17 protein-coding genes are annotated in these 19172 nt (G+C 67.3%); 6 read left to right on the top strand and 11 right to left on the bottom strand.

Going from position 1 to position 19172, the window contains the following annotated elements; all coding sequences use genetic code 11:
- Positions 1-3 precede the first annotated feature (3 nt).
- A complete protein-coding gene (locus G6N67_RS09990) occupies positions 4-660 on the top strand; it encodes an O-methyltransferase (protein WP_036432464.1) in 657 nt (218 codons plus the stop codon).
- Between the two features lie 14 nt (positions 661-674).
- Here the strand turns inward: G6N67_RS09990 and G6N67_RS09985 are convergent, their stop codons facing one another.
- Genes G6N67_RS09985 through G6N67_RS39130 form a run of 3 tightly spaced genes read right to left on the bottom strand, consistent with a single transcriptional unit; the run spans position 675 to position 4601 of the window.
- The gene (locus G6N67_RS09985) at positions 675-3581 is read right to left on the bottom strand and encodes an MMPL/RND family transporter (protein WP_036432465.1); all 2907 of its coding nucleotides are present in this window, start codon (positions 3579-3581) and stop codon (positions 675-677) included.
- Positions 3578-3976, bottom strand: coding sequence for an MmpS family transport accessory protein (locus G6N67_RS09980; RefSeq protein ID WP_235684117.1), 399 nt, complete (start codon positions 3974-3976; stop codon positions 3578-3580). The genes G6N67_RS09985 and G6N67_RS09980 overlap by 4 nt, the downstream gene beginning before the upstream one ends.
- Positions 3870-4601, bottom strand: a complete 732-nt coding sequence (locus G6N67_RS39130) for an SAM-dependent methyltransferase (RefSeq protein ID WP_081812517.1) — start codon at positions 4599-4601, stop codon at positions 3870-3872. Before G6N67_RS39130 ends, G6N67_RS09980 begins: the two co-directional genes overlap by 107 nt.
- Before the next feature lie 144 nt (positions 4602-4745).
- Between G6N67_RS39130 and G6N67_RS09970 the strand changes: the two genes are divergently transcribed.
- Positions 4746-5324 (top strand): TetR/AcrR family transcriptional regulator, encoded by a 579-nt coding sequence (locus G6N67_RS09970; protein WP_036432468.1) that lies wholly within the window; start codon positions 4746-4748, stop codon positions 5322-5324.
- On the opposite strand, the gene G6N67_RS09965 is transcribed toward G6N67_RS09970, so the two are convergent.
- Positions 5321-7012 (bottom strand): aldehyde dehydrogenase family protein, encoded by a 1692-nt coding sequence (locus G6N67_RS09965; RefSeq protein WP_036432469.1) that lies wholly within the window; start codon positions 7010-7012, stop codon positions 5321-5323. The two genes, G6N67_RS09970 and G6N67_RS09965, sit on opposite strands and share 4 nt — an antisense overlap.
- Position 7013: 1 nt before the next feature.
- Positions 7014-8099 carry an oxygenase MpaB family protein gene (locus G6N67_RS09960; RefSeq protein ID WP_036435487.1) on the bottom strand — a complete coding sequence of 362 codons (1086 nt, stop codon included), beginning with the start codon at positions 8097-8099 and terminating at the stop codon, positions 7014-7016.
- Positions 8100-8189: 90 nt separating this feature from the next.
- On the opposite strand from G6N67_RS09960, the gene G6N67_RS09955 reads away from it, so the two are divergent.
- Positions 8190-8924, top strand: coding sequence for a TetR/AcrR family transcriptional regulator (locus G6N67_RS09955; protein WP_051578694.1), 735 nt, complete (start codon positions 8190-8192; stop codon positions 8922-8924).
- 150 nt (positions 8925-9074) lie between these two features.
- On the opposite strand, the gene G6N67_RS09950 is transcribed toward G6N67_RS09955, so the two are convergent.
- Together G6N67_RS09950 and G6N67_RS09945 are read right to left on the bottom strand one after the other, a co-directional pair.
- Positions 9075-10055 carry an NAD(P)H-dependent flavin oxidoreductase gene (locus G6N67_RS09950; protein WP_036432470.1) on the bottom strand — a complete coding sequence of 327 codons (981 nt, stop codon included), beginning with the start codon at positions 10053-10055 and terminating at the stop codon, positions 9075-9077.
- A gap of 117 nt (positions 10056-10172) precedes the next feature.
- Positions 10173-11600 (bottom strand): hypothetical protein, encoded by a 1428-nt coding sequence (locus G6N67_RS09945; protein WP_036432473.1) that lies wholly within the window; start codon positions 11598-11600, stop codon positions 10173-10175.
- 113 nt (positions 11601-11713) lie between these two features.
- Here G6N67_RS09945 and G6N67_RS09940 point away from each other — a divergent pair, with 113 nt between their 5' ends.
- Together G6N67_RS09940 and G6N67_RS09935 are read left to right on the top strand one after the other, a co-directional pair.
- Entirely contained in the window at positions 11714-12154 is a 441-nt protein-coding gene (locus G6N67_RS09940) for an SPW repeat protein (RefSeq protein ID WP_036432474.1), read from the top strand.
- A 186-nt stretch (positions 12155-12340) separates the two neighbouring features.
- Positions 12341-14950 carry a helix-turn-helix transcriptional regulator gene (locus G6N67_RS09935; protein ID WP_036432476.1) on the top strand — a complete coding sequence of 870 codons (2610 nt, stop codon included), beginning with the start codon at positions 12341-12343 and terminating at the stop codon, positions 14948-14950.
- Positions 14951-14952: 2 nt separating this feature from the next.
- On the opposite strand, the gene G6N67_RS09930 is transcribed toward G6N67_RS09935, so the two are convergent.
- Positions 14953-16176: an ankyrin repeat domain-containing protein gene (locus G6N67_RS09930; RefSeq protein WP_036432478.1), complete on the bottom strand. Its 1224-nt coding sequence runs from the start codon at positions 16174-16176 to the stop codon at positions 14953-14955.
- A 145-nt stretch (positions 16177-16321) separates the two neighbouring features.
- A complete protein-coding gene (gene ilvD, locus G6N67_RS09925; RefSeq protein ID WP_051578695.1) occupies positions 16322-18022 on the bottom strand; it encodes a dihydroxy-acid dehydratase in 1701 nt (566 codons plus the stop codon).
- A 113-nt stretch (positions 18023-18135) separates the two neighbouring features.
- Here ilvD and ricR point away from each other — a divergent pair, with 113 nt between their 5' ends.
- Complete coding sequence (ricR, locus tag G6N67_RS09920) at positions 18136-18435, top strand: copper-sensing transcriptional repressor RicR (protein ID WP_036432482.1); 300 nt, start codon at positions 18136-18138, stop codon at positions 18433-18435.
- Between the two features lie 13 nt (positions 18436-18448).
- On the opposite strand, the gene G6N67_RS09915 is transcribed toward ricR, so the two are convergent.
- Entirely contained in the window at positions 18449-18751 is a 303-nt protein-coding gene (locus G6N67_RS09915; protein ID WP_036432484.1) for an MTH1187 family thiamine-binding protein, read from the bottom strand.
- Between the two features lies 1 nt (position 18752).
- Complete coding sequence (locus G6N67_RS09910) at positions 18753-19142, bottom strand: PPOX class F420-dependent oxidoreductase (RefSeq protein WP_036432486.1); 390 nt, start codon at positions 19140-19142, stop codon at positions 18753-18755.
- Between the last annotated feature and the right edge of the window lie 30 nt (positions 19143-19172).

The raw sequence follows: 19172 nt of genomic DNA, 5'->3' as shown, positions 1-19172 counted from the left end.
CATATGACGGAACCCCGTGATGTCGACGCAATGTTCACCGACGTTCTGCACACCGAGGACGACGCGCTGCGGGAGGCGCGGGCCTCGGCGCAGGCCGCAGACATGCCCGCGATCGAGGTGTCGGCGCAGCACGGAAAGCTGTTGTCGCTGTTGGCCGGCATCTCCGGGGCGCGTCGCGTGCTCGAGATCGGCACGCTGGCCGGGTACAGCACGATCAACCTGGCGCGCGGCGTCGGCGCCGACGGCAGCGTCGTCACGTGCGAATACGAGCCCCGGCATGCCGAGGTGGCGCGCGCCAACCTCGAGCGTGCCGGCGTGGCCGGCCGCGTCGAGATCCTCGTCGGCGCGGCCCTCGACACCCTGCCCAAGCTCGCCGAGCGTGGCGACGTGTTCGACCTGGTGTTCATCGACGCCGACAAGGAGAACAACGTCGCCTATGTCGAATGGGCGATCAAACTGGGCCATCCGGGGTCGGTCATCGTGGTGGACAACGTAACCCGGATGGGCCGCGTGCTGAACCCCGCCGCCGACGATCTTCAGGCGCGCGCGGTGCGCGACATGCTGGAGATGATGGGCGATGATCCCCGGCTGGACGCCGCCGCGATCCAGACGGTCGGCACCAAGGGCTGGGACGGATTCGCGGTCGCGCGCGTCGTGTGACGTCGCGCGCGGTGCTAGGTGAGGGCGTCCTCGGGCTGCTTCTGGACCGGCTTGGGCCACGGCTCGGGCTTGGGCCGTTGGCGCACCAATTGTGGCCACCAGAACCACTTTCCGAGCAGGGCGGCGATCGACGGCGTCATGAACGAGCGCACCACGATGGTGTCGAACAGCAGGCCAAGGCCGATGGTGGTGCCGACCTGACCGATCACGGCCAGTTCGCTGACGGCCATTGACATCATGGTGAACGCGAACACCAGACCTGCCGAGGTGACCACCGATCCGGTGCCGCCCATGGCACGGATGATGCCGGTGTTGAGCCCGGCATGGATCTCCTCTTTGAACCGGGACACCAACAGCAGGTTGTAGTCGGCGCCGACGGCCAACAGGATGATCACCGACATCGCGAGCACCATCCAGTGCAGCTCCAGGCCGATCAGGTGCTGCCAGATGAGCACCGACAGACCGAACGACGCACCCAGCGAGATCACCACCGTGCCGACGATGACCGCGGCCGCCACGACACTGCGGGTGATGATCAGCATGATGATGAAAATCAGGCAGAGCGAGGCGATTCCGGCGATCAGCAGGTCGTAGTTGGCGCCTTCCTGCATGTCCTTGAACATGGCTGCGGTGCCGCCGAGGTAGATCTTCGATCCTTCCAACGGTGTGCCCTTGATGGCTTCCTTGGCGGCCTGCTTGATCGGTTCGACATGCGAAACCCCTTCGGGGCTCATCGGATCGCCTTCGTGGCTGATGATGAACCGTACGGCGTGCCCGTCGGGGGACAGGAACATCTTCATGCCGCGTTTGAAGTCCGGGTTGTCGAACGTCTCCGGCGGCAGATAGAACGAGTCGTCGTTCTTGGCCTTGTCGAACGCTTCACCCATGGCGGTGGAGTTGTCCTGCATGGCCGCCATCTGATCCTGCATGCCGCCCTGTGTGGCCTGCATGGTCAGCATCATGGTCTTCATCGACTTCATGGTTTCGATCATCGGGACCATGGTGGCGACCATCTGCGGGATCAACGCGTTCATGCGGTCCATATCGGGCACGATCTGCTCGAAATCCGCTGTCATCGTGTCGACTCCGTCGAGCGCGTCGAACACCGACCGCATCGACCAGCACAAGGGGATGTCGAAGCAGTGCGGTTCCCAGTACAGGTAGTTGCGGATGGGCCGGAAGAAATCGTCGAAATCCGAGATGTGGTCGCGCAATTCCTTGATGTCGTCGACCATGCCGTGCATCTTGCCGACCATGCTGTTCATGATGTCGCGCATCTGCTCCATCAGCGCGATCATCTTGGTCATCTGGTCGACCGTGATCTGCATGTCGTCGGCCTGCTTCAACATGTCAGCCATGCGGTCCTGCATGTACTTCTGATTCATCGTCTGCGTGGTGCCCTGCATGCTGATGTTGAACGGGATCGAGGTGTGCTCGATCGGCGTGCCCTGCGGACGCGTGATGGCCTGCACGCGAGAGACACCGGGAACTCCCACGACCCGCTTGGCGATCCGCTCGATCACCAGGAAGTCGGCCGAGTTGCGCAGGTCGTGGTCGCTTTCGATGAGCAGCAGCTCGGGGTTCATCCGGGCCTGCGAGAAGTGCCGGTCGGCCGCGGCGTAACCGGTGTTGGCCGGGAGATCCTGGGGCAGGTACTTGCGGTCGTTGTAGTTGGTCCGGTAGCCGGGCAGGGTCAGTAGCCCGACCAGCGCGAGCGCGATCGTCGCGATGAGGATCGGGCCGGGCCACCGCACTACGGCCGCACCGATTTTGCGCCAGCCGCGGGTCCGCATGGCGCGCTTGGGCTCCAAGATCTTGCCGAACCTGGTGACCACCGAGATGATCGCGGGCCCCAGCGTGAGTGCCGCGACCACCACCGTCACCATGCCGATGGCCAGTGGGATGCCGAGCGACTGAAAGTACGGCAGCCGGGTGAAATGCAGACAGAACGTCGCACCGGCGATGGTCAGACCCGAGCCCAGCACCACGTGGGCGGTGCCGTGGAACATCGTGTAATAGGCCTGTTCCTTGTCCTCACCGACGCTGCGGGCCTCTTGGTATCGGCCTATGAGGAAGATCGCGTAGTCGGTCGACGCCGCGATGGCCAACATGACCAGCAGGTTGGTGGCGAAGGTCGAGAGCCCGATGATGTTGTAGTAGCCCAGGAATGCCACCAGGCCGCGGGATGCCGAGAGCGACAACACCACCAGCAGCAGGGTCAGCACCACGGTGATGATCGAGCGGTAGACCATCAGCAGCATGATGACGATGACCACGAACGTCAGCGCGGTGATCATCTCCAGGCTGCGGTTACCGGCGATCTCCTGATCGGCCGACATGGCCGCCGGGCCCGTCACGTAGGCCTTGACACCCGGCGGTGCCTGCACGCTGTCGACGATGCTCTGGGCGGCTTCCACCGATTCGTTGGCCAGTGCCTCGCCCTGGTTGCCCGATGTGTAGACCTGCACGTACGCGGCCTTGCCGTCGGAACTCTGTGCGCCCGAGGCGGTCAGCGGGTCGCCCCAGAAGTCCTGGACGTGCTCGATGTGTTTCTTGTCGGCTTCGAGCTTGTCGACGATCTGGTCGTAGTACTTGTGCGCGTCGTCGCCCAGCGGCTGGTCACCCTCGATGACGATCATCACCGAGCTGTTGGAGTCGAACTCCTGGAACACCTCGCCGACGCGCTTCATCGCGATCATCGACGGGGCGTCGTCGGGGCTCATCGACACCGACCGCATCTTCCCCACCTCTTCGAGCTGGGGCACGATCACATTCAGCACGGCGATGATCGCGATCCAGCCGATGATGATCGGCAGGGCCAGGCGGCGGATCCATTTGGCGAGACCGCTGTGATCGGAATGGCGCGGAGCCGGCGTTGCGGGGAACGCGTCGGTCGGGGCGTCGTGGCTGGGGGTGCTCATGCAGATTTCACCAAGCAGAAGGTCTGGGCGTTGACGCCGGTGGAGGTGCGTTCGTCTTTGAGTTCGTCATCGACGGTGATGCGGCAGGTGATGGTGTCGCCGTTGCCCTGGGCGACGATGTTGGGGAAGACCGAGGGGGCGGTGGATTCCAGGCGCAGGGTCCAGGGCAGGGTGACGCCGTCGATGCGCTGGGGTTGGGCGTCGAGGTCGAGGTAGTTCACGTCGGCGTAGGCGCCGGGTTCGCCGTAGATCTCGTAGACCACGACTTTCGGGTCGAACGGTTTGGTGTCATCGACCTTGGCGCTGGCGATGCCCGAACCGTCGCCGGCCCCGAAGAAGGTCCGTACCCGCATGACGGTGAACGTCGCAACGCCGACGACTGCCAGGATCAGCACCGGGATCCAGAACCGTTTCAAGAACCTCATATTCGCCCGTCGGCCTTTCGGATGAGAGGTGAGCAGTCACGTACCGTCCGCCGGCGATACGCCAGTGCCAATGCATGATCATTGCGGGAGTGGCGGATTCTCGCCAACGGATATGGCTGTCGAGAATGTCGGCGTCGTCGAACGGGTTGACCCACACTTCCGAATGAACCTCGGAGATGAGCCTACTGCCGACGGTGCTCAGTGCGGTGATGGCGCTGACCAGCTGCCGCTGGTCGGGTAGCGGCAGGAACGGCAGTGCCCCTTCCACACTCCAGACCGCGGGGCGGTCGGGGTCGAACCCCGCGTCGACGAGTGCGGTCGGCCAGTCCTCGCCGAGCTCGGCAGCCACGGGTCGCACGGCGGCGCTGGGTGTGACACCGGTGAGGGCCGAGGTCTTGACGGCGAGGATCTCCGGAGTGTCGACCACATACACGGTCATGTCGGCGGGCCAGGGCAGTTGATACGGGCGGGGATCGAGGTCGGAGGCCAGAAACACCGCCTGGCGGACACCGCTCGCTGCGGCATCGGAGAGAAACGTGTCGAACAGTCGATCGGCGATGCGGGCCGGGGCGTACGACGACGCGCTAACGAGCATTCGGTGACGCTCCTCCCCGCAGGTGTCCTTGCCGTATGTCAAATGAAACCTATACAGTCGGCTAACCTCAATCAAGTCAGTTGGCCAATTGACAGTGTGATCTAGCCCGCGCTCGGATAAGCTCGGCGCGACGAAGGGACGGCTGTGGCGAAGGCGGTGTCGCCGCGCGGTTTTGCGCGCGAGCGGGTGCTTGAGGCGGCGCTGAGCCTCTTTGCCGAACACGGGGTCAAGGGCACGTCGTTGCAGATGATCGCCGACCGGCTCGGGGTGAGCAAGGCCGCCGTCTACTACCAGTTCCATTCCAAGGACGACATCGTGCTGGCCGTCATCCAGCCGGTGTTCGACGACATGTTGCGGCTGGTCCGCATCGCCGAGGCCATGTCGACGCCGGAAGCCCGGCGGGAAGCCGCCATCAGCGGCATGGTCGAGCTCGCGGTGCGGCACCGCCGGGTGACCGCGGTCTTCCACGGCGATCCCGTCATCGACACGATCGTCCACTCGCGCGCCGAGCTGGAGGCCACGATCGAGCGGCTCACCGCGATCCTGCTCGGCCCCGAGCCCGACGTCGCCAACCGGATCGTCATCTCGATGCTGGCCTCGGGCGTCTACGGCAGTGCCACCGACCCCGAGCTCAACGACGTCTCCGACGAGGATCTGCACCGCGTGCTGTTGGACTGCACGCAGCGCTTGTTGCGGGCGCCGATCACGCCCGTCGTGTACTAACCCCGCAGCGCGGACGCGAAGATCGCCGGCAGCTTGTTCCAGCCCGGTGCCCCGGCGAAGTCGACCAGCAGCCGGCCCGTCGTCGCCGCGGTGCGGTTGTTGACGAACCACGGCGGCTTGGGCGACAACGACCACTCGCCTTTCAGCACCGAGCGGGGTGCGGGCCGGAACGGCCCTCGGACCACGGTGCGCTCCGGGCGGTCGAGCAGGAAGGCGTTGTGCACCACGCCGATTCCGCTCTGGATGTCGTTGCGCTTGTGCCCGGGGAACGCACCCCAGGTGGCGGTCGGCGTGAGGTAGCCGACACCGGTCCACGCGTTGATCGCAATGGTGCCGTAGCGCAACTGCTCCACCAGGAGGTCGAACTTCGCGCCGAGCCCCGAGATGGAATCCGGGTGGGCGATGATGTTGACGCCGAGCGTGCCGACGAACTCGTCGTTGGCGACGCGAACCGCCTCGGCGGCGAATTGCTCACCGCTGGAGTCGAGTTCGATGATCCCGAGCACAGGGCCGAAGTACTCGGTGCGCAGCAAGGCTTGCCGGTCGGCCGGGGCGACCACCAGAACCCGGGAACCGCCGGCGCCCAGGTGCTGTGCGTCCGGATACGACGCGTCCGCGCCGGCGACCCGGGCATCGGACCCGGGATAGTAGGCCGGGCGGGCCGGCGCGTCGTTGACGGCCTTGCGCAGCGCCGCGATGAACTCGTCGCGTTGCGGCCAGTGCTTGGACAGCACGACCACCTGCGCGGCCACACAGTTGTAGCCGTTGTTGTGCAGGCGTTGCGTGGCAACGTGATTGGCCTGGAACTCGATGTCGGACTTGCTCCACTTGCCGGGCAGCACGATGGTCGGGGACACCCCGCCGAGTTCGGCGGTCATCTCCTTGTCCAACACCGGTTCGTCGGCGGCCTTGCGTCGGGCACCGTCCTCGCCGGTGCCGAACACGATCGCGTCGTACGTCAGCGCACTGCCCGTCATGTGGACGTGGTCAACGAGCTTGTGGCGCACCAGATACGTGCCCGCCTCGGCGCCGCCCGTCAGGATCCGCACCGCGCCGATCGCGATGAACGGGGCCAGCACCTTGGTGAAGACCGGCAGCAGGGGATCGGTGATCGGGTTGAGCTTGAGCGCCACCACGCGGTTGTTGGCGTACAGCTCGTAGATGGTGTCCAGCGGCGCGATCGAGAAGATGTTGCCCGCACCGAGGACCGCGCCCACGCCGTGCGTGCGGCTCGGATCGCGTTGCGCCAGGCCGGCGTGCTCTTTGGCCTCCGCGCGCTCGATGCCCGGCTGCAGCCACACCTCGGCGCTGAAGCCGGACAGCAACAGCTGATCGAAAGTGTTGAGCGGCAGCGCTTTCACGGTGGTGCGGCCGCCGGGGGCGTAACCGAACTCGGCGCCGTCCAGTGGGCTCTTACCAGCTTCGAGCTTCGCGAGGCTGTCCGACAGCGCACCCAGGCCCGCGGCCAGCGAGTACGGACCGGACATCCACTCCTCGCCGACCAGTGGCGACGCCGGGTCGAGCTGCTTGATCCCGACGGCCGCGTCGACCCACTCGGCGGCGTGGCGCACCGTAAGGCTGCGGACCTCGTCGAGCAGGCCGCGTCTGGCCGCCAACGACAATGAGGCCCAAGTCTTTTCACCCTCGACGAGTTGCTCGAGGGCTTCGTCGATCTGCGATTCGGTCATGTCAGCTCGCGCTCTTGTCGAATTCCAGCAGTGCGTCGTGATGATTGTGGGCATACGGCGTCGGCCCCTCGCCGATCTCGCGTTTGGCCACGATCGCAGCGTACTGCTCGAACGGCGTCTGCTTGCCCCACTTCGCGCGAGCTTCGGCAGGCGTATACGTCACGGTGTTCTTGGCCGGAATGCTCAGCAGTGTCGGACCCACGATCGGTGTGGTGTGCGGCGTGGTGAAGTCCAGGATCGCGAGCTCCAGGCGCGGGTTTGCGGCGATCGCCCTGAGGAACGGGCGCACCACGGCGCGGGCAGCGACGTCGACGAACCGGTGCTGCGGGATGCCACCGAGCAGCCGCATCCACTGCGGCATGGTGGCGATGATGGCGCGGCGCATCGGGATGTTGATGGCCTTGCGCAACCAGTGCGGCATGCGCTCGGGCAGGATGTGATAGCCCAGGTCGACCAGGTAGTCCATCATCCGCTGCGCGACCTCGGAGCCCACCAGGTCGGCCCGGGTGTTCTCGAAGTACTCCCGGATGCCCTCGCGGCTGCGCGGCACGTCGTCGGGGTTGATGGTCTGGAATTCCGCGGCGCGTGCGCATTCCTCCCAGTACTGGTTCTCCTCGGCCTCCGACAGCTTGCCCGGGCCGAACATCTCGTACGTGTAGAGGATCGAGTGCCACGCGGTGAGGTGGATCCACAGCTGCGAATGCGGATCGTTGGCGTCGAACGGGCGCTTGGTGATGGGTTCGGTCCCGACGGCCTTCGAGTGGATCTTGACCAGGATCTCCGACGCGTCGAGCACCGACTTGGCGTCGCCGAACGCGACCAGCGCGAAGTACTGCATGGTGCGGTCGTACCGCAGCCGGGTGCGGGCGTAGACCTGCCCGGTCGCGTCGACCGCGGCGGCCAGGAACGGGTCGAGGTGCTCGATGGTCACGGCGCGGGAGAAGCCCAGCAGCATCGAGGTGGGGTAACTCCACACCTTCCAGGTCACCGAACCCGGGCCGAAGAACCCGTAGTCCTCCGCGGGTGCGAGCGGCTCGGAGAGTGCCGGGAGCCCCGCGGCCTTGCGAAGCGCGATAACCGCATCCATCTGCGTCGTTCCCTTCGAAATCAAGTGGTACGAGCTGTACCAGTTGACGTATGGTACGTCATGTACCAGTTGATTGGCTAGGGTGAGTGCGTGAGTACCAGGTGGGCCGGTCAGCGCGAGCGTCGCCGCGCTGAATTCGTCGACGCGGCGCTGGCGGCGATCGCCGAACACGGCCCGCAGACGTCGACCGAGCAGATCGCCGCGTACGTCGGCGTGACGCGCACCAAGCTGTACCGGCATTTCGCAGGCGCGGCCGACCTGCAGCGCGCGATCGCGCAGCGGGCGGCCGAGATGCTCAACGCCGAACTCGCGCCGCTGTGGACACCGCACGGCTCGATGGCCCAGATCATCGAGGCGAGCGTCGGCGCCCACGTCAGATTCCTCGTCGACCACCGCAACCTGTATCGCTACCTGGCGCGGTGTTCACTCGGCGAAGACAGCGCCGCACCCGACGCGATCACCGACATCCGGCTCACCATCGGCACCCAGCTGGGTGCGCTGTTCGCGGTGTATCTCGACGCCTTTGGCGTTGCCACGGATCCGCAGCCGCTGGCGTTCGCGATCGTGGGACTGGTCGAGTCGACGACCGGGCGGTGGCTCGATCAGCCCGGCTCGACCGAGCAGGACCGACTCGTCGCCGACCTCGTGCGCTGGATCTGGTTGCTGGTCGACGACACCCTGCGCGCCGGTGGCGTCTACGTCGACAGCGCCGAACCGCTGCCGACACCCGACGTGATCGCCGCGGACGCGCAGCGTTACCGCTCGCCTGACCGGCTCGCAACCTTGCCCCGCGAACGTGCGGGTCTGCTGGCCGACACGCCGTAACTCGTCGGCATCTTGTGCGCGCTCGCGGCGCGCGACGGTGCGTGCAGTTACGGGTCGAGGTCTTCGCAACGGTCCCTACATCGAGACTGACGTCAGGGACAAGATTCGACGCTCATTTGTCCCTGGTGTGAGTCTCGGTGCACTGTGGCGTCATGGCGTGAGGTCCGCGACGGCTTGGGCCGCCGACGTGACCGCGTTGAGCCGCAGCGCCGTTTCACCGGCGTAGAGCGCGGCCCGGTCTGCCCACTCGGCGGGCATGTCTGCGGTGAGGGCTATGGGTGTGAGGAACGGCAGCGCCGGTCGTTGCAGGCGCAGCAGCGCGCCGTCGCCACGGTCGGGAATCCGCGACAGTGGTGCACTGAACCTGTTGATCGCTGCCGGCACCCAGCGTGCGCTCCCGTCGGGGTGGCACCACCTGCGGGTCGCGGAGTTCGGGACGACCCGGTGGCGCAACGGCCACGACAGACCGAACAGCGTCGTCTCAATGGTTCTGTCCGCATCGATGATCCGCTGCCGGTAGACCCGGTGGGCGCCGGACTCGTGGGTGAGCAGGAAACGCGTGCCCGCCACGACACCGGCCGCGCCCGTGGCAAGCGCCGCACGCGTATCGCTCGCCGTGGCGATGCCACCCGCGGCGAATACAGGGCGAGAACCGGCCAGCACCAAAGCCTTCGGGAGAAAATCCGCCTGCGCCACGGTGCCGACGAGATGCCCGCCCGCTTCACGGCCCTGAGCGATCAACCCGTCGGCGCCGCAGGCGACTGCCTCGACGGCCTGAGCTTCCGTGCCAACCATCACCAGCACGAAAACACCGCTCTCCGAGAGTCGTTGGATCAACGCGCGGTCGATCGCGAAGGCCATCACTGCGATGTCGATCTTGGCTTCGAGGCATACGTCGACATGCGGGCGGCGGGTGAACGGCATCAGCAGGTTCACCGCCACCGCTCGCCCGGGCACCTGTTCGCGGACCGCGGTGATCGCCGACTTCAGCTGACGCGGCGGTTGGAGTCCCACCGTGCCAAGGCCGCCCGCTGCTGAGACCGCGGCGGCCAGCGGGGCGCCCGCGATGCCGCCGCCCATGCCGGCCTGACATACCGGCACATCGATCTTCAGCCGATCCGCGACGTCCATTCCGCGATTCTGCGTCATTCGAGCCGACGTGGGTGTGCGCATACAGCCGGCGCGACGCGGTGTGTCTGGGGACAGACACGCGCGCTCGCGGTGCCTGGGTGAGCGGTGCCTGGGTGACTACCACCGGCAGGCGTCGGCACCCCAGCCCGAGTCGACGGCGCGGAACGCGAGCAGGTGCCGCTGCCACCACGGCAGCGGTGCTGCGAGAACGGGATCTGCCGTCGCGTCGTCGACCACATGGGGCAGGCCGTCGCGCAGATACGCGATCCGGACGCCGGTGAGGCCTGCGTCCTGCCAGAGCAGCACCGTGCGCCGTAGTTCGAGCCAGGGGATGCGCACCGGCGGGTCTTCGGCCATCCAGCGGGACTGACGGCTGTCGCCCGGACGGCCGGGGAACTCCAGGCCGAACACCGTGACGGTGTCGTGCTGGAAGTCCGCCAGCTGGACCGCGGTGATGCCCGGCAGCAGGTGGTTGGTGGTGCCTTCCTCGGTCCGTAGGTTGCTGAACATCGAATAGTTCGCGACGGTCTTGAGCCCCACGTAAGACGTCGCGCCGTTGACGAATGCCAACAACGGAACCACGAGCAGCACCACGGGCCGCAGGCGCCAGCCCGGGGCGGGCATCTCACGCACGGCGCGGTAGCCGCGAAGCATGGCGAACATGAGCGGCGCGACCGCGACGAACCACGTGGCCACGAGCAGGGTATGCCACGGCACACCGATCGGGCTGCGCGGTGAATCGGCGGAATTCGAAACGACACTTAGCAGCACATGCGCCGCGAAACCGGCGAGCGCGAGCCGGCGCAACAGCACCGTGCGCGGCGGCAAGTTGTCGAACACCTCGGTGGGCACGAGCAGCACGTACACCGCGAAGACGATCGTGGCGAAGTCGTAGAACGAGGCCAGCGCCAGAACCGAGTGGAAGCACACACCGAGCAGCACGCCCCAATACCGCAGCCGCGGCACCGCCAGCAGCCCGAGGATGGCGGCCTCCGTCACCACCGCGGCGACGGCGACGAATTGCCCGACCACGGGGCCGGGCACCACATCATCGAATCCATTGAGCCAGATCAGTTGGCTGAACAGTTCGCCGCCACACGAGGTTGTGGGCGAGAAATAGGCACCGTTGAGTTTGTCGAAGACCGTGAAGAGATAGATCACCAGCAGCACGAGGCCGACGGGCGTGCGCGCGGCATCCAACCAGCGCTCGACGAAATCGCCCTCCCGATTCCGGACGGCGAGTGCCCACGCGGCCGCGGTCCCGAGCGCGAGAGCGATCAACAGACTCGTCACCAAGTGGTTGGATGCGGCGGGCAGATTCTGCACGGCCACCACCGCACCGGCGACCACGACCAGGCCTGCGGCCGCGGCCGAGCCGGGAAACAGCAGAATCGGCAGGCCGGCCAGCAGGACGGGCGCGACCTCGAGGGGTTGGCTGTCGGAGTAGTGGAACGCCAACGCCATCGCGAAGAGCGTGCCGAACCAGCCGAGTTGTCGACGCGCGCCGGTCGTTTCGCCCATCCGGGCGTTGCCGCGCCACTGCATTGACAGCACTGTACTTGGCCACTACGAGGGCAGTCGGAGCGGCGTAATCTGACAAGTGATGGATGGGTGCGGTAAGGCCCAAAATCCTTGCCGCGTAACGGAAAGGATAAGAAATGACATCGGTCCATTCATCAATCGATCAGCACCCCGACATCATGGCGCTGCGGGCAGGCTATGACCGCATCGCGGAGTCGATGGGCGCGCATCTCAGTTTCGGGCTGACGTTGCTCGCGGGCGTCTATGTCGCGTTGTCGCCATGGATCGTCAACTACGACGCGTTCACCCGACTGACCGTCAACGATCTGCTCATCGGTGGCATGATCACGCTCCTGGCAATGTGTTTCAGCTTCGCGCTGGACCGCACCCACGGGATGACCTGGACCCTGCCGATCTTCGGGCTGTGGCTCATCATCTCGCCGTGGCTGTTCGTCAGCGGGCCGACCGCAGGCATGATCTGGTCGCACGTCGTGAGCGGTGTGATCGTGACGGTGCTGGGTCTCGATGCCGCGTACTTCGGGATGCGCCTACGCAATTCCGAAGCCAAGCACGCGTGATCTGCTGACGCGCCGACGCTGACCGGCCGGCCGCGAACGCCGGCCGGCAGCAAACCCGCACCGGGCGCCGGACCACTGTCCGTCGCCCGGAAGGGCAATGTTGCGTCAATTCCGGTCCCAGGCGGGCATCTGCGCCATATCCTGAGCAATCGGCAGGACAGGCGATGACGGGTACGAACTGCTGAGATGAAGCTGGCGGGACGAGAAGCAGAGCTGGCGGCGATCCGCCGCGCCTTGGGCGGGCCGGGAAGCCGCCATGGTGTGCTGATCGTCGGCAGCGCCGGGGTCGGCAAGACGCGGCTGGCCCGAGAGGCGCTCGACCATGCCGCGGCCGCCGGGCACCGCACCAACTGGTTCGTCGCCACCGAATCCGCGCGGGAGATCCCGCTCGGCGCGTTCACGGGATCCATCACCGAGAACATGTGCGATCCGCTGCCCAACGTGCGTCGCGTCATCGACTCGTTCGTGGCGCAGCAGCGGCAAGGCCGGGTGGTCATCGGCGTCGATGACGCCCACCTGCTCGACGGGCTGTCCGCGCACGTCGTGCATCAACTTGCCCAGACCCAGGGCGTGCGCCTCGTCGTCACCGCCAGGGCCGGCGGCGCTGAGCCCGACGCGGTGACCGCGCTGTGGAAGGACAGCCTGCTCGACCGCATCGACCTCGAACCGTTGTCTGTGGGCGCGGCGACGACGCTGATCGAGTCCACGGTCGCGGGTCCGGTGGACAGCCGCAGCGCGAAACGGTTCTGGAAGCTCACCGGCGGCAACGCGCTGTACCTGCTGCAGCTCGTGAAGGACCAGCTGGCCGCGGGCCGCCTGCGGCAGTCTGCCGGGGTGTGGATCTGGGACGGTGACGTCGCGGTGTCCCAGAGCATCACCGACATGGTCGAGGAGCGGCTCGGCCAGCTCACGCCCGGCCTGGCGCTCGTGCTCGACACGCTGTCGCAGTGCGAGCCGCTCAGCGTCGATGTGCTGAGTGACCTGGTGCATCCGCCCGATCTCGAGGCCGCCGAACAGATGCATCTCATCTCGGTCGAACGCGCGGGCCGGGAGCTCGTCGCGCGGTTGGCGCATCCGCTCTACGGTGAGCTGCGCCGCGCCACCGCGGGCGAGATGTATCTGTCGCGGATCCGGGGCAGCCTGGCCCAACGGCTCGCGCGGGTGCCCGACGGCGACATGCGCGCGACGGTGCGCCGGGCCCTGCTCGCCCTGAATTCGAATCTGCCGCCCGACCCGGAGTTGTACCTGACCGCGGCTCGATGTGCGACCGCGCTGCTCGATCCCGACGCCGCGGACCGGTTCGCCGCGGCGGCCGCGGAATGCGGTGCGCCCGAGGCGGCCCCGATGCGTGCGATGACCCTGGTGCTGTTGAGCCGCGGGGACGACGCCGAAGCGGTCCTGCGGGAGATCAGCACCGGCAGCAGACCCGACAGCCACCACTGGGCGACGGTGCGCGCGCTCAATCTGATCTTCATGCTCGGCAGGCCGCGTGATGCGGTGGACATTCTCGAGAACCTCGCTGCCGCACCCGAATCCGATGCGCAACGCATGGAGCGCATGGCTGTCGAGGCGTGTGCCGACGCGGTGCTCGGCCGATGCCGCGCCGCGGCAGCCAAAGCTAGGGAGGCACTGAACTCCGGTGCGCTGCCGGACTTTCACGCCATGATGGCCTCCCTGGCGCTGATGATGGCGCTGGGCGCACTGGGCAATGTCGACGACATCACGACCGTGGCCGAACAGGCCATCCAACGCGCCACCACATCGTTCGAATCGTCGCCGATCCGCTTCTGGTTCGGGGCCGTGCACGGCAGGGCCTGCCGGCTGACCGGACGCATCGACGAATGTGTGAAAACGGCAGCGCGACTGGACGTGTCGTCCCGTGACGTGCCAGGGCTGGCCTACGCCAACCTGGCTTATCTGCTGGGGCACGCAGAACTCACCAGGGCGGCGGTCACCGACGCGGTCAAGCACCTGCACGAGGCGTTGGCGGGTGCGGAAAGTCACGCAGTGACAACAGGTTTGCGTGCGGCGAGCTGCTTCTCGCTGGCCGAGGCGCATGCCAAACTGGGCCAGACGGCCGAGGCCGAGGAGGCGCTCGCGCTCGCCCAGGTTCGGGTACCCGATGATTACATCTACATGCAGACCAACCTGTCGCTGGTCACCGGATGGGTGCTGGCCGCCGGGGGCGCGCTGACTGAAGCGGTTGACGTAGTCCTCGCCGCGGCCCGCGACGCCGCCGAGCGCGATCAGCCGACGCACGAACTGGCGTGCCTGCAGGCCGCGGCGCAGTGGGGCGACACGTCGCGCGTCGCGCGCGCCAAAGAACTGGCTGAGCAGCTGCACTTTCCCTTGGCAGAAACCGTGGCTCGTCATCTCGAGGCGCTGGCCGCCGGCGACGGCGACGGCCTGCTCGCGGCCGCTGCGGGCTACGGCGCCATCGGCGATCGGGCCACTGCCGCCGATGCCACGGCCCAGGCCGCCGTCGCGTTCAGCGCGAGCGGGCAGCGCAAACGCAGCACGTATGCCGCGGCCGTCGCGCAGGAGATCGCAGAGGAGTGCGGCGGGCTGTGCACCCCCGCGCTGCGGAACCCGGCCGGCCAGCCGCTGACCCGCAGGCAACGGGAGATCGCCGAACTCGTCGTCGCGGGACTGTCCAACCGGCAGATCGCCGACCGCCTCGTGGTGTCGGTGCGCAGCGTCGAAGGTCACCTGTATCGGGCCTGCCAACGGGTCGGCGCCAGCACGCGCGAAGAGCTCGCGGCGATCCTGCGGGCCGGCCCGAAAGCGTTGGGCTGACCTCACTCCGGGGTGTGCCTGCGCAGGAGCTCGGCGGCCTCGGTCTGGTACGCGTGCTCGGCCCAGTCCAGCGGGGTCGAGCCGAATCGCGTATCGGTGAGGGTCGGATCGGCGCCCGCGGTGAGCAGCCGGTCGATCATCGCGACGTCACCGTCCCAGGCGGCCTGGTGCAGCGGCGTGGCGCCGTCGTCATCCCTGGCATTCGGGTCGTCGGGAAAACCGGGCATTGCCACGGCCACTCCGGTGACATCGATTCCGTTGCGTGCCAACAGTTCGAGCCGATCGGTGAACCCGTGCTCGGCGGCCCACGCCACCTGGCGGCGCCACATCTGCTCACGGGTCTCCATCGCCTCACCCAGCCGCTGCTCCCACGGGCTGGGTCCGGCGTCGGCCAGGCCGTGCGCGAACAATAGATCCAGATGCGAATCGTCGGGCCGGAACATGCGGTTGTAGAGCGTCTGCTGGTCGACCGGATGTGCACCGCGCGTCAGCAGGAGGGTGGCCAGCTCGGTCGCGAACGGATGCCGGGGCTGACGCCGCGGGCCCTGCTCGCCCTCGCCGAACACCCCGGTCAGAGCCGTGAACGGTGTCGACAGCCCACACCACAGGTAGCCCGCGTTGGCGTCGGCGCCGGCGTCGAGCAGCAGGGTTGCCGACGTGAGCACGTCATCGACGTTGCGGCGCAACGGAACCCGTGAGTAGCACAGATACATCAGCGGTGCCCAGCCGAACGGTCCACCCGCGCGCGTCGCCAGTGCGGGCCGATCGGTGAGGTGGCGGGACACCGCGTGCGGGTCCGCGGCGGACGCGGCGGCCCAGATGCTCTCGGCCACCAGGTTGGGCCGGTTGGCCAGCAGGTCCGCGGCGGCCTGCCGACGTGGTGGTGCGTCGGTTTCGTTGTAGCGCAACGACGCCAACGAGCAGAACCGGTCGGCGGTGCTCAGGGCGGTCTCGTCGAGCGCACCCGGGTCGACGCTGAGGCCGGCCGCCAACTCGAGGTAGTGCACCAGCGCGGGCCAGCCGGTGAACCCGTAGCCGCGGGCCACGGTCAGTTGTGCGTCGTGCAGCGCGAACCGGTCCCGTGCGAGCGCGATGTCGGGCTGCGGGTGATGCCGACGGACGAGATCCTCGGCCTCCGGATCGTATGCGGTGACGGCGCGTTGCAGCTTGCGGGCATCCGCGCGCAGCCGGTCGAGCGAAGGGTTGTTGGGCAGACAGCTGGCCATGACGGCCTCCTCTCACATGCCCGCGTCCGCGAATCGGGCCGAGAAGAGGTCGGTCACATGGCAACTAACCAGCAGGGAGGCTGAGCCTCTTCGAGCGGACGTCGGGCGATCCTGCGCGCCCGACGTCACTCTACCGCGCAGACGCCTACGTGCAGATAGCTCCGACGGCCGCCGACTGCACCAGCTTGGTGTACTTGGCCAGCACACCGGTCTTGTAGCGCGGCGGCAGTGGCTCGAACCCGGCTTTGCGGGCCTCGAACTCGGCTTCGTCGACCAGCACGTCGAGCGTGCCGTTGGCGACGTCGAGCCGGATCCGGTCCCCGTCGCGCACGAACGCGATGGGCCCGCCGTCGACGGCCTCGGGGGCGATGTGGCCGACGCACAGGCCCGTCGTCCCGCCGGAGAACCGGCCGTCGGTCATCAGCAGCACGTCCTTGCCCAGCCCGGCACCCTTGATGGCGCCCGTGATGGCCAGCATCTCGCGCATACCGGGGCCGCCCTTGGGGCCCTCATAGCGGATGACGACGACGTCGCCGTGCGTGATGGTGCCGTCCTCCAGCGCATCGAGGGCGGCCCGCTCGCGCTCGAAAACCCTTGCGGTGCCTTCGAACACATCGGAATCGAAGCCGGCCGACTTCACCACGGCACCCTCGGGGGCCAGCGAGCCGTGCAGGATCGTGATGCCGCCCGTGGGGTGGATCGGGTTGTTCATGGCGCGCAGCACCTTGCCGTCCGGGTCGGGCGGGGCGATGTGGGCGAGGTTCTCGGCCATGGTCTTGCCCGTGATGGTCAGGCAATCGCCGTGCAGCAGACCGGCATCCAACAGCGCGCGCATCACGACCGGCACACCGCCGATCTCGTCGACGTCCTTCATCACGTGACGACCGAACGGCTTCACGTCGGCCAGGTGCGGCACCTTGCTGCCGATGCGGGTGAAATCGTCCAGCGTCAACTCGACCTCGGCCTCGCGCGCGATGGCCAGCAGGTGCAGCACCGCGTTGGTGGATCCGCCGAAGGCCATGACCACCGCGATGGCGTTCTCGAATGCTTCCTTGGTGAGGATGTCGCGCGCGGTGATGCCGCGGCGCAGCAACTCGACGACGGCCTCACCGGACTTGCGGGCGTACTCGTCGCGACGCTTGTCGATGGCCACCGGCGATGCGCTGCCGGGCAGCGACATGCCCAGCGCCTCGGCGGCCGACGCCATGGTGTTGGCGGTGTACATGCCGCCGCACGCGCCCTCGCCCGGACAGATCGCGCGCTCGATGATGTCGACGTCCTCGCGAGACATCAGCCCGCGCGCGCATGCGCCGACTGCCTCGAAGGCGTCGATGATGGTGACTTCCTTCTCGGTGCCGTCGGTCAGCTTCGCGACACCCGGCATGATCGAGCCGTTGTAGAAGAAGACGCTCGCGAGGTCCAAGCGGGCTGCGGCCATGAGCATGCCGGGAATCGACTTGTCGCAACCCGCCAGCAGCACGGTGCCGTCGAGGCGCTCGGCCTGCACGACGGTCTCGACGCTGTCGGCGATCACCTCACGCGACACCAGCGAGAAGTGCATGCCCTCGTGGCCCATCGAGATACCGTCGGACACCGAGATGGTGCCGAACTCCAGCGGGTACCCGCCGGCTTCGTGCACACCGTTCTTGACCGCCTGCGCCAGCCGTTGCAGCGACATGTTGCACGGCGTGATCTCGTTCCACGACGACCCGACGCCGATCTGCGGCTTCACCCAGTCGTCATCGCCCATGCCTACCGCCCGAAGCATTCCCCGGGCTGCGGCCTTCTCCAGGCCGTCTGTGACGTCGCGGCTGCGGGGTTTGATGTCAGGGGAGTCTGAGGGCATGGCTGCAAGTATGCCCGCGGTGTTTCTCCCGGCCAAACCGATATGCATACCCCGGTGGGGTACCGGTATGCTGGTGTGGTAACGGCAGCGACGGACGATGCGGATGGTGGGAAGTGGTTGACGAGACGGCGGTGCACGGCTACTCACCGCAGAAGGAGAACTACGCCAAGCGGCTGCGCCGGATCGAGGGGCAGGTCCGTGGCATCGCGAAGATGATCGACGAGGACAAGTACTGCATCGACGTCCTCACCCAGATCAGTGCCGTCAACAGTGCGCTGCAATCGGTCGCGCTGGGACTGCTCGACGAACACCTCGGGCACTGCGTCACGCAAGCGGTCGCCGAGGGCGGCGAGCAGGCCGACGCCAAACTGGCCGAGGCGTCGGCCGCGATCGCGCGCCTGGTGCGATCCTGACGCGCGGTCTTTTCTAACCGCCGCCGAGTTCGCGCTCGATCCGTTCCACCTTCGCGGTGAGCTGCCCCGTGTAGCCGGGGCGGATGTCGGCCTTGAGGACCAGGCTGACGCGCGGCGATGCTGCGGCCACCGCTTCTACGGCTTTCTTGACCACGGCCATCACCTCGTCCCATTCGCCTTCGATGTTGGTGAACATCGCGTTGGTCTCGTTGGGCAGGCCCGACTCGCGCACCACCCGCACCGCCGCGGCGACGGCTTCGCTCACGCCGCCGGTCTCGTCGCCACCGGACGGGCTGACACTGAATGCGACGAGCATGTCAGTGCTTGCCGTAGTACGTCGGGCGGACCACGAGGATCACACGGTCGGCCGCGTCGGCGGGCACCTCGTTCAGCGACCCGCTGTAGCGGTCGTTGAGGTGAAGGAAGAACGCGGCAGTCGGGTCGGGCACGATCTCGTCCACCACGCCGCGCACCTCCAGGTAGCGATACGGGTTGTCCGGGTCGTGGATGGACATCGCGACCTCGGGATGTGCGGTCACGTTGCGGTACTTCTGCCGCTTGGTGGTGTGCGTGAAGCGCAGGTGCTTGCCGTCCCAGTCGAACCACATCGGGTTGACCTGCGGCGTGCCATCGGGCCGGGTCGTGGCCAAGTGGCCGAACAGCGGCCGGTCGAGCAGGTCTTCAAAGCCATCCGGAACAGCAACCATCACGCATCCTTTCGGTTCGGTTATCCAGAA

The sequence above is a fragment of the Mycolicibacterium mageritense genome, from assembly GCF_010727475.1.
Lineage (GTDB): Bacteria > Actinomycetota > Actinomycetes > Mycobacteriales > Mycobacteriaceae > Mycobacterium > Mycobacterium mageritense.
The sequence above is the reverse complement of the archived record's forward strand: the minus strand, read 5'-3'. Positions and strand labels throughout refer to the sequence as shown.

Coding starts and splice junctions, on each gene's coding strand:
- G6N67_RS09990 (WP_036432464.1), top strand. CDS start 4: ATGACGGAACCCCGTGATGTCGACGCAATGTTCACCGACGTTCTGCAC.
- G6N67_RS09985 (WP_036432465.1), bottom strand. CDS start 3,581: ATGAGCACCCCCAGCCACGACGCCCCGACCGACGCGTTCCCCGCAACG.
- G6N67_RS39130 (WP_081812517.1), bottom strand. CDS start 4,601: ATGCTCGTTAGCGCGTCGTCGTACGCCCCGGCCCGCATCGCCGATCGA.
- G6N67_RS09965 (WP_036432469.1), bottom strand. CDS start 7,012: ATGACCGAATCGCAGATCGACGAAGCCCTCGAGCAACTCGTCGAGGGT.
- G6N67_RS09960 (WP_036435487.1), bottom strand. CDS start 8,099: ATGGATGCGGTTATCGCGCTTCGCAAGGCCGCGGGGCTCCCGGCACTC.
- G6N67_RS09950 (WP_036432470.1), bottom strand. CDS start 10,055: ATGGACGTCGCGGATCGGCTGAAGATCGATGTGCCGGTATGTCAGGCC.
- G6N67_RS09945 (WP_036432473.1), bottom strand. CDS start 11,600: ATGCAGTGGCGCGGCAACGCCCGGATGGGCGAAACGACCGGCGCGCGT.
- G6N67_RS09940 (WP_036432474.1), top strand. CDS start 11,714: ATGACATCGGTCCATTCATCAATCGATCAGCACCCCGACATCATGGCG.
- G6N67_RS09935 (WP_036432476.1), top strand. CDS start 12,341: ATGAAGCTGGCGGGACGAGAAGCAGAGCTGGCGGCGATCCGCCGCGCC.
- G6N67_RS09930 (WP_036432478.1), bottom strand. CDS start 16,176: ATGGCCAGCTGTCTGCCCAACAACCCTTCGCTCGACCGGCTGCGCGCG.
- ilvD (WP_051578695.1), bottom strand. CDS start 18,022: ATGCCCTCAGACTCCCCTGACATCAAACCCCGCAGCCGCGACGTCACA.
- G6N67_RS09915 (WP_036432484.1), bottom strand. CDS start 18,751: ATGCTCGTCGCATTCAGTGTCAGCCCGTCCGGTGGCGACGAGACCGGC.
- G6N67_RS09910 (WP_036432486.1), bottom strand. CDS start 19,142: ATGGTTGCTGTTCCGGATGGCTTTGAAGACCTGCTCGACCGGCCGCTG.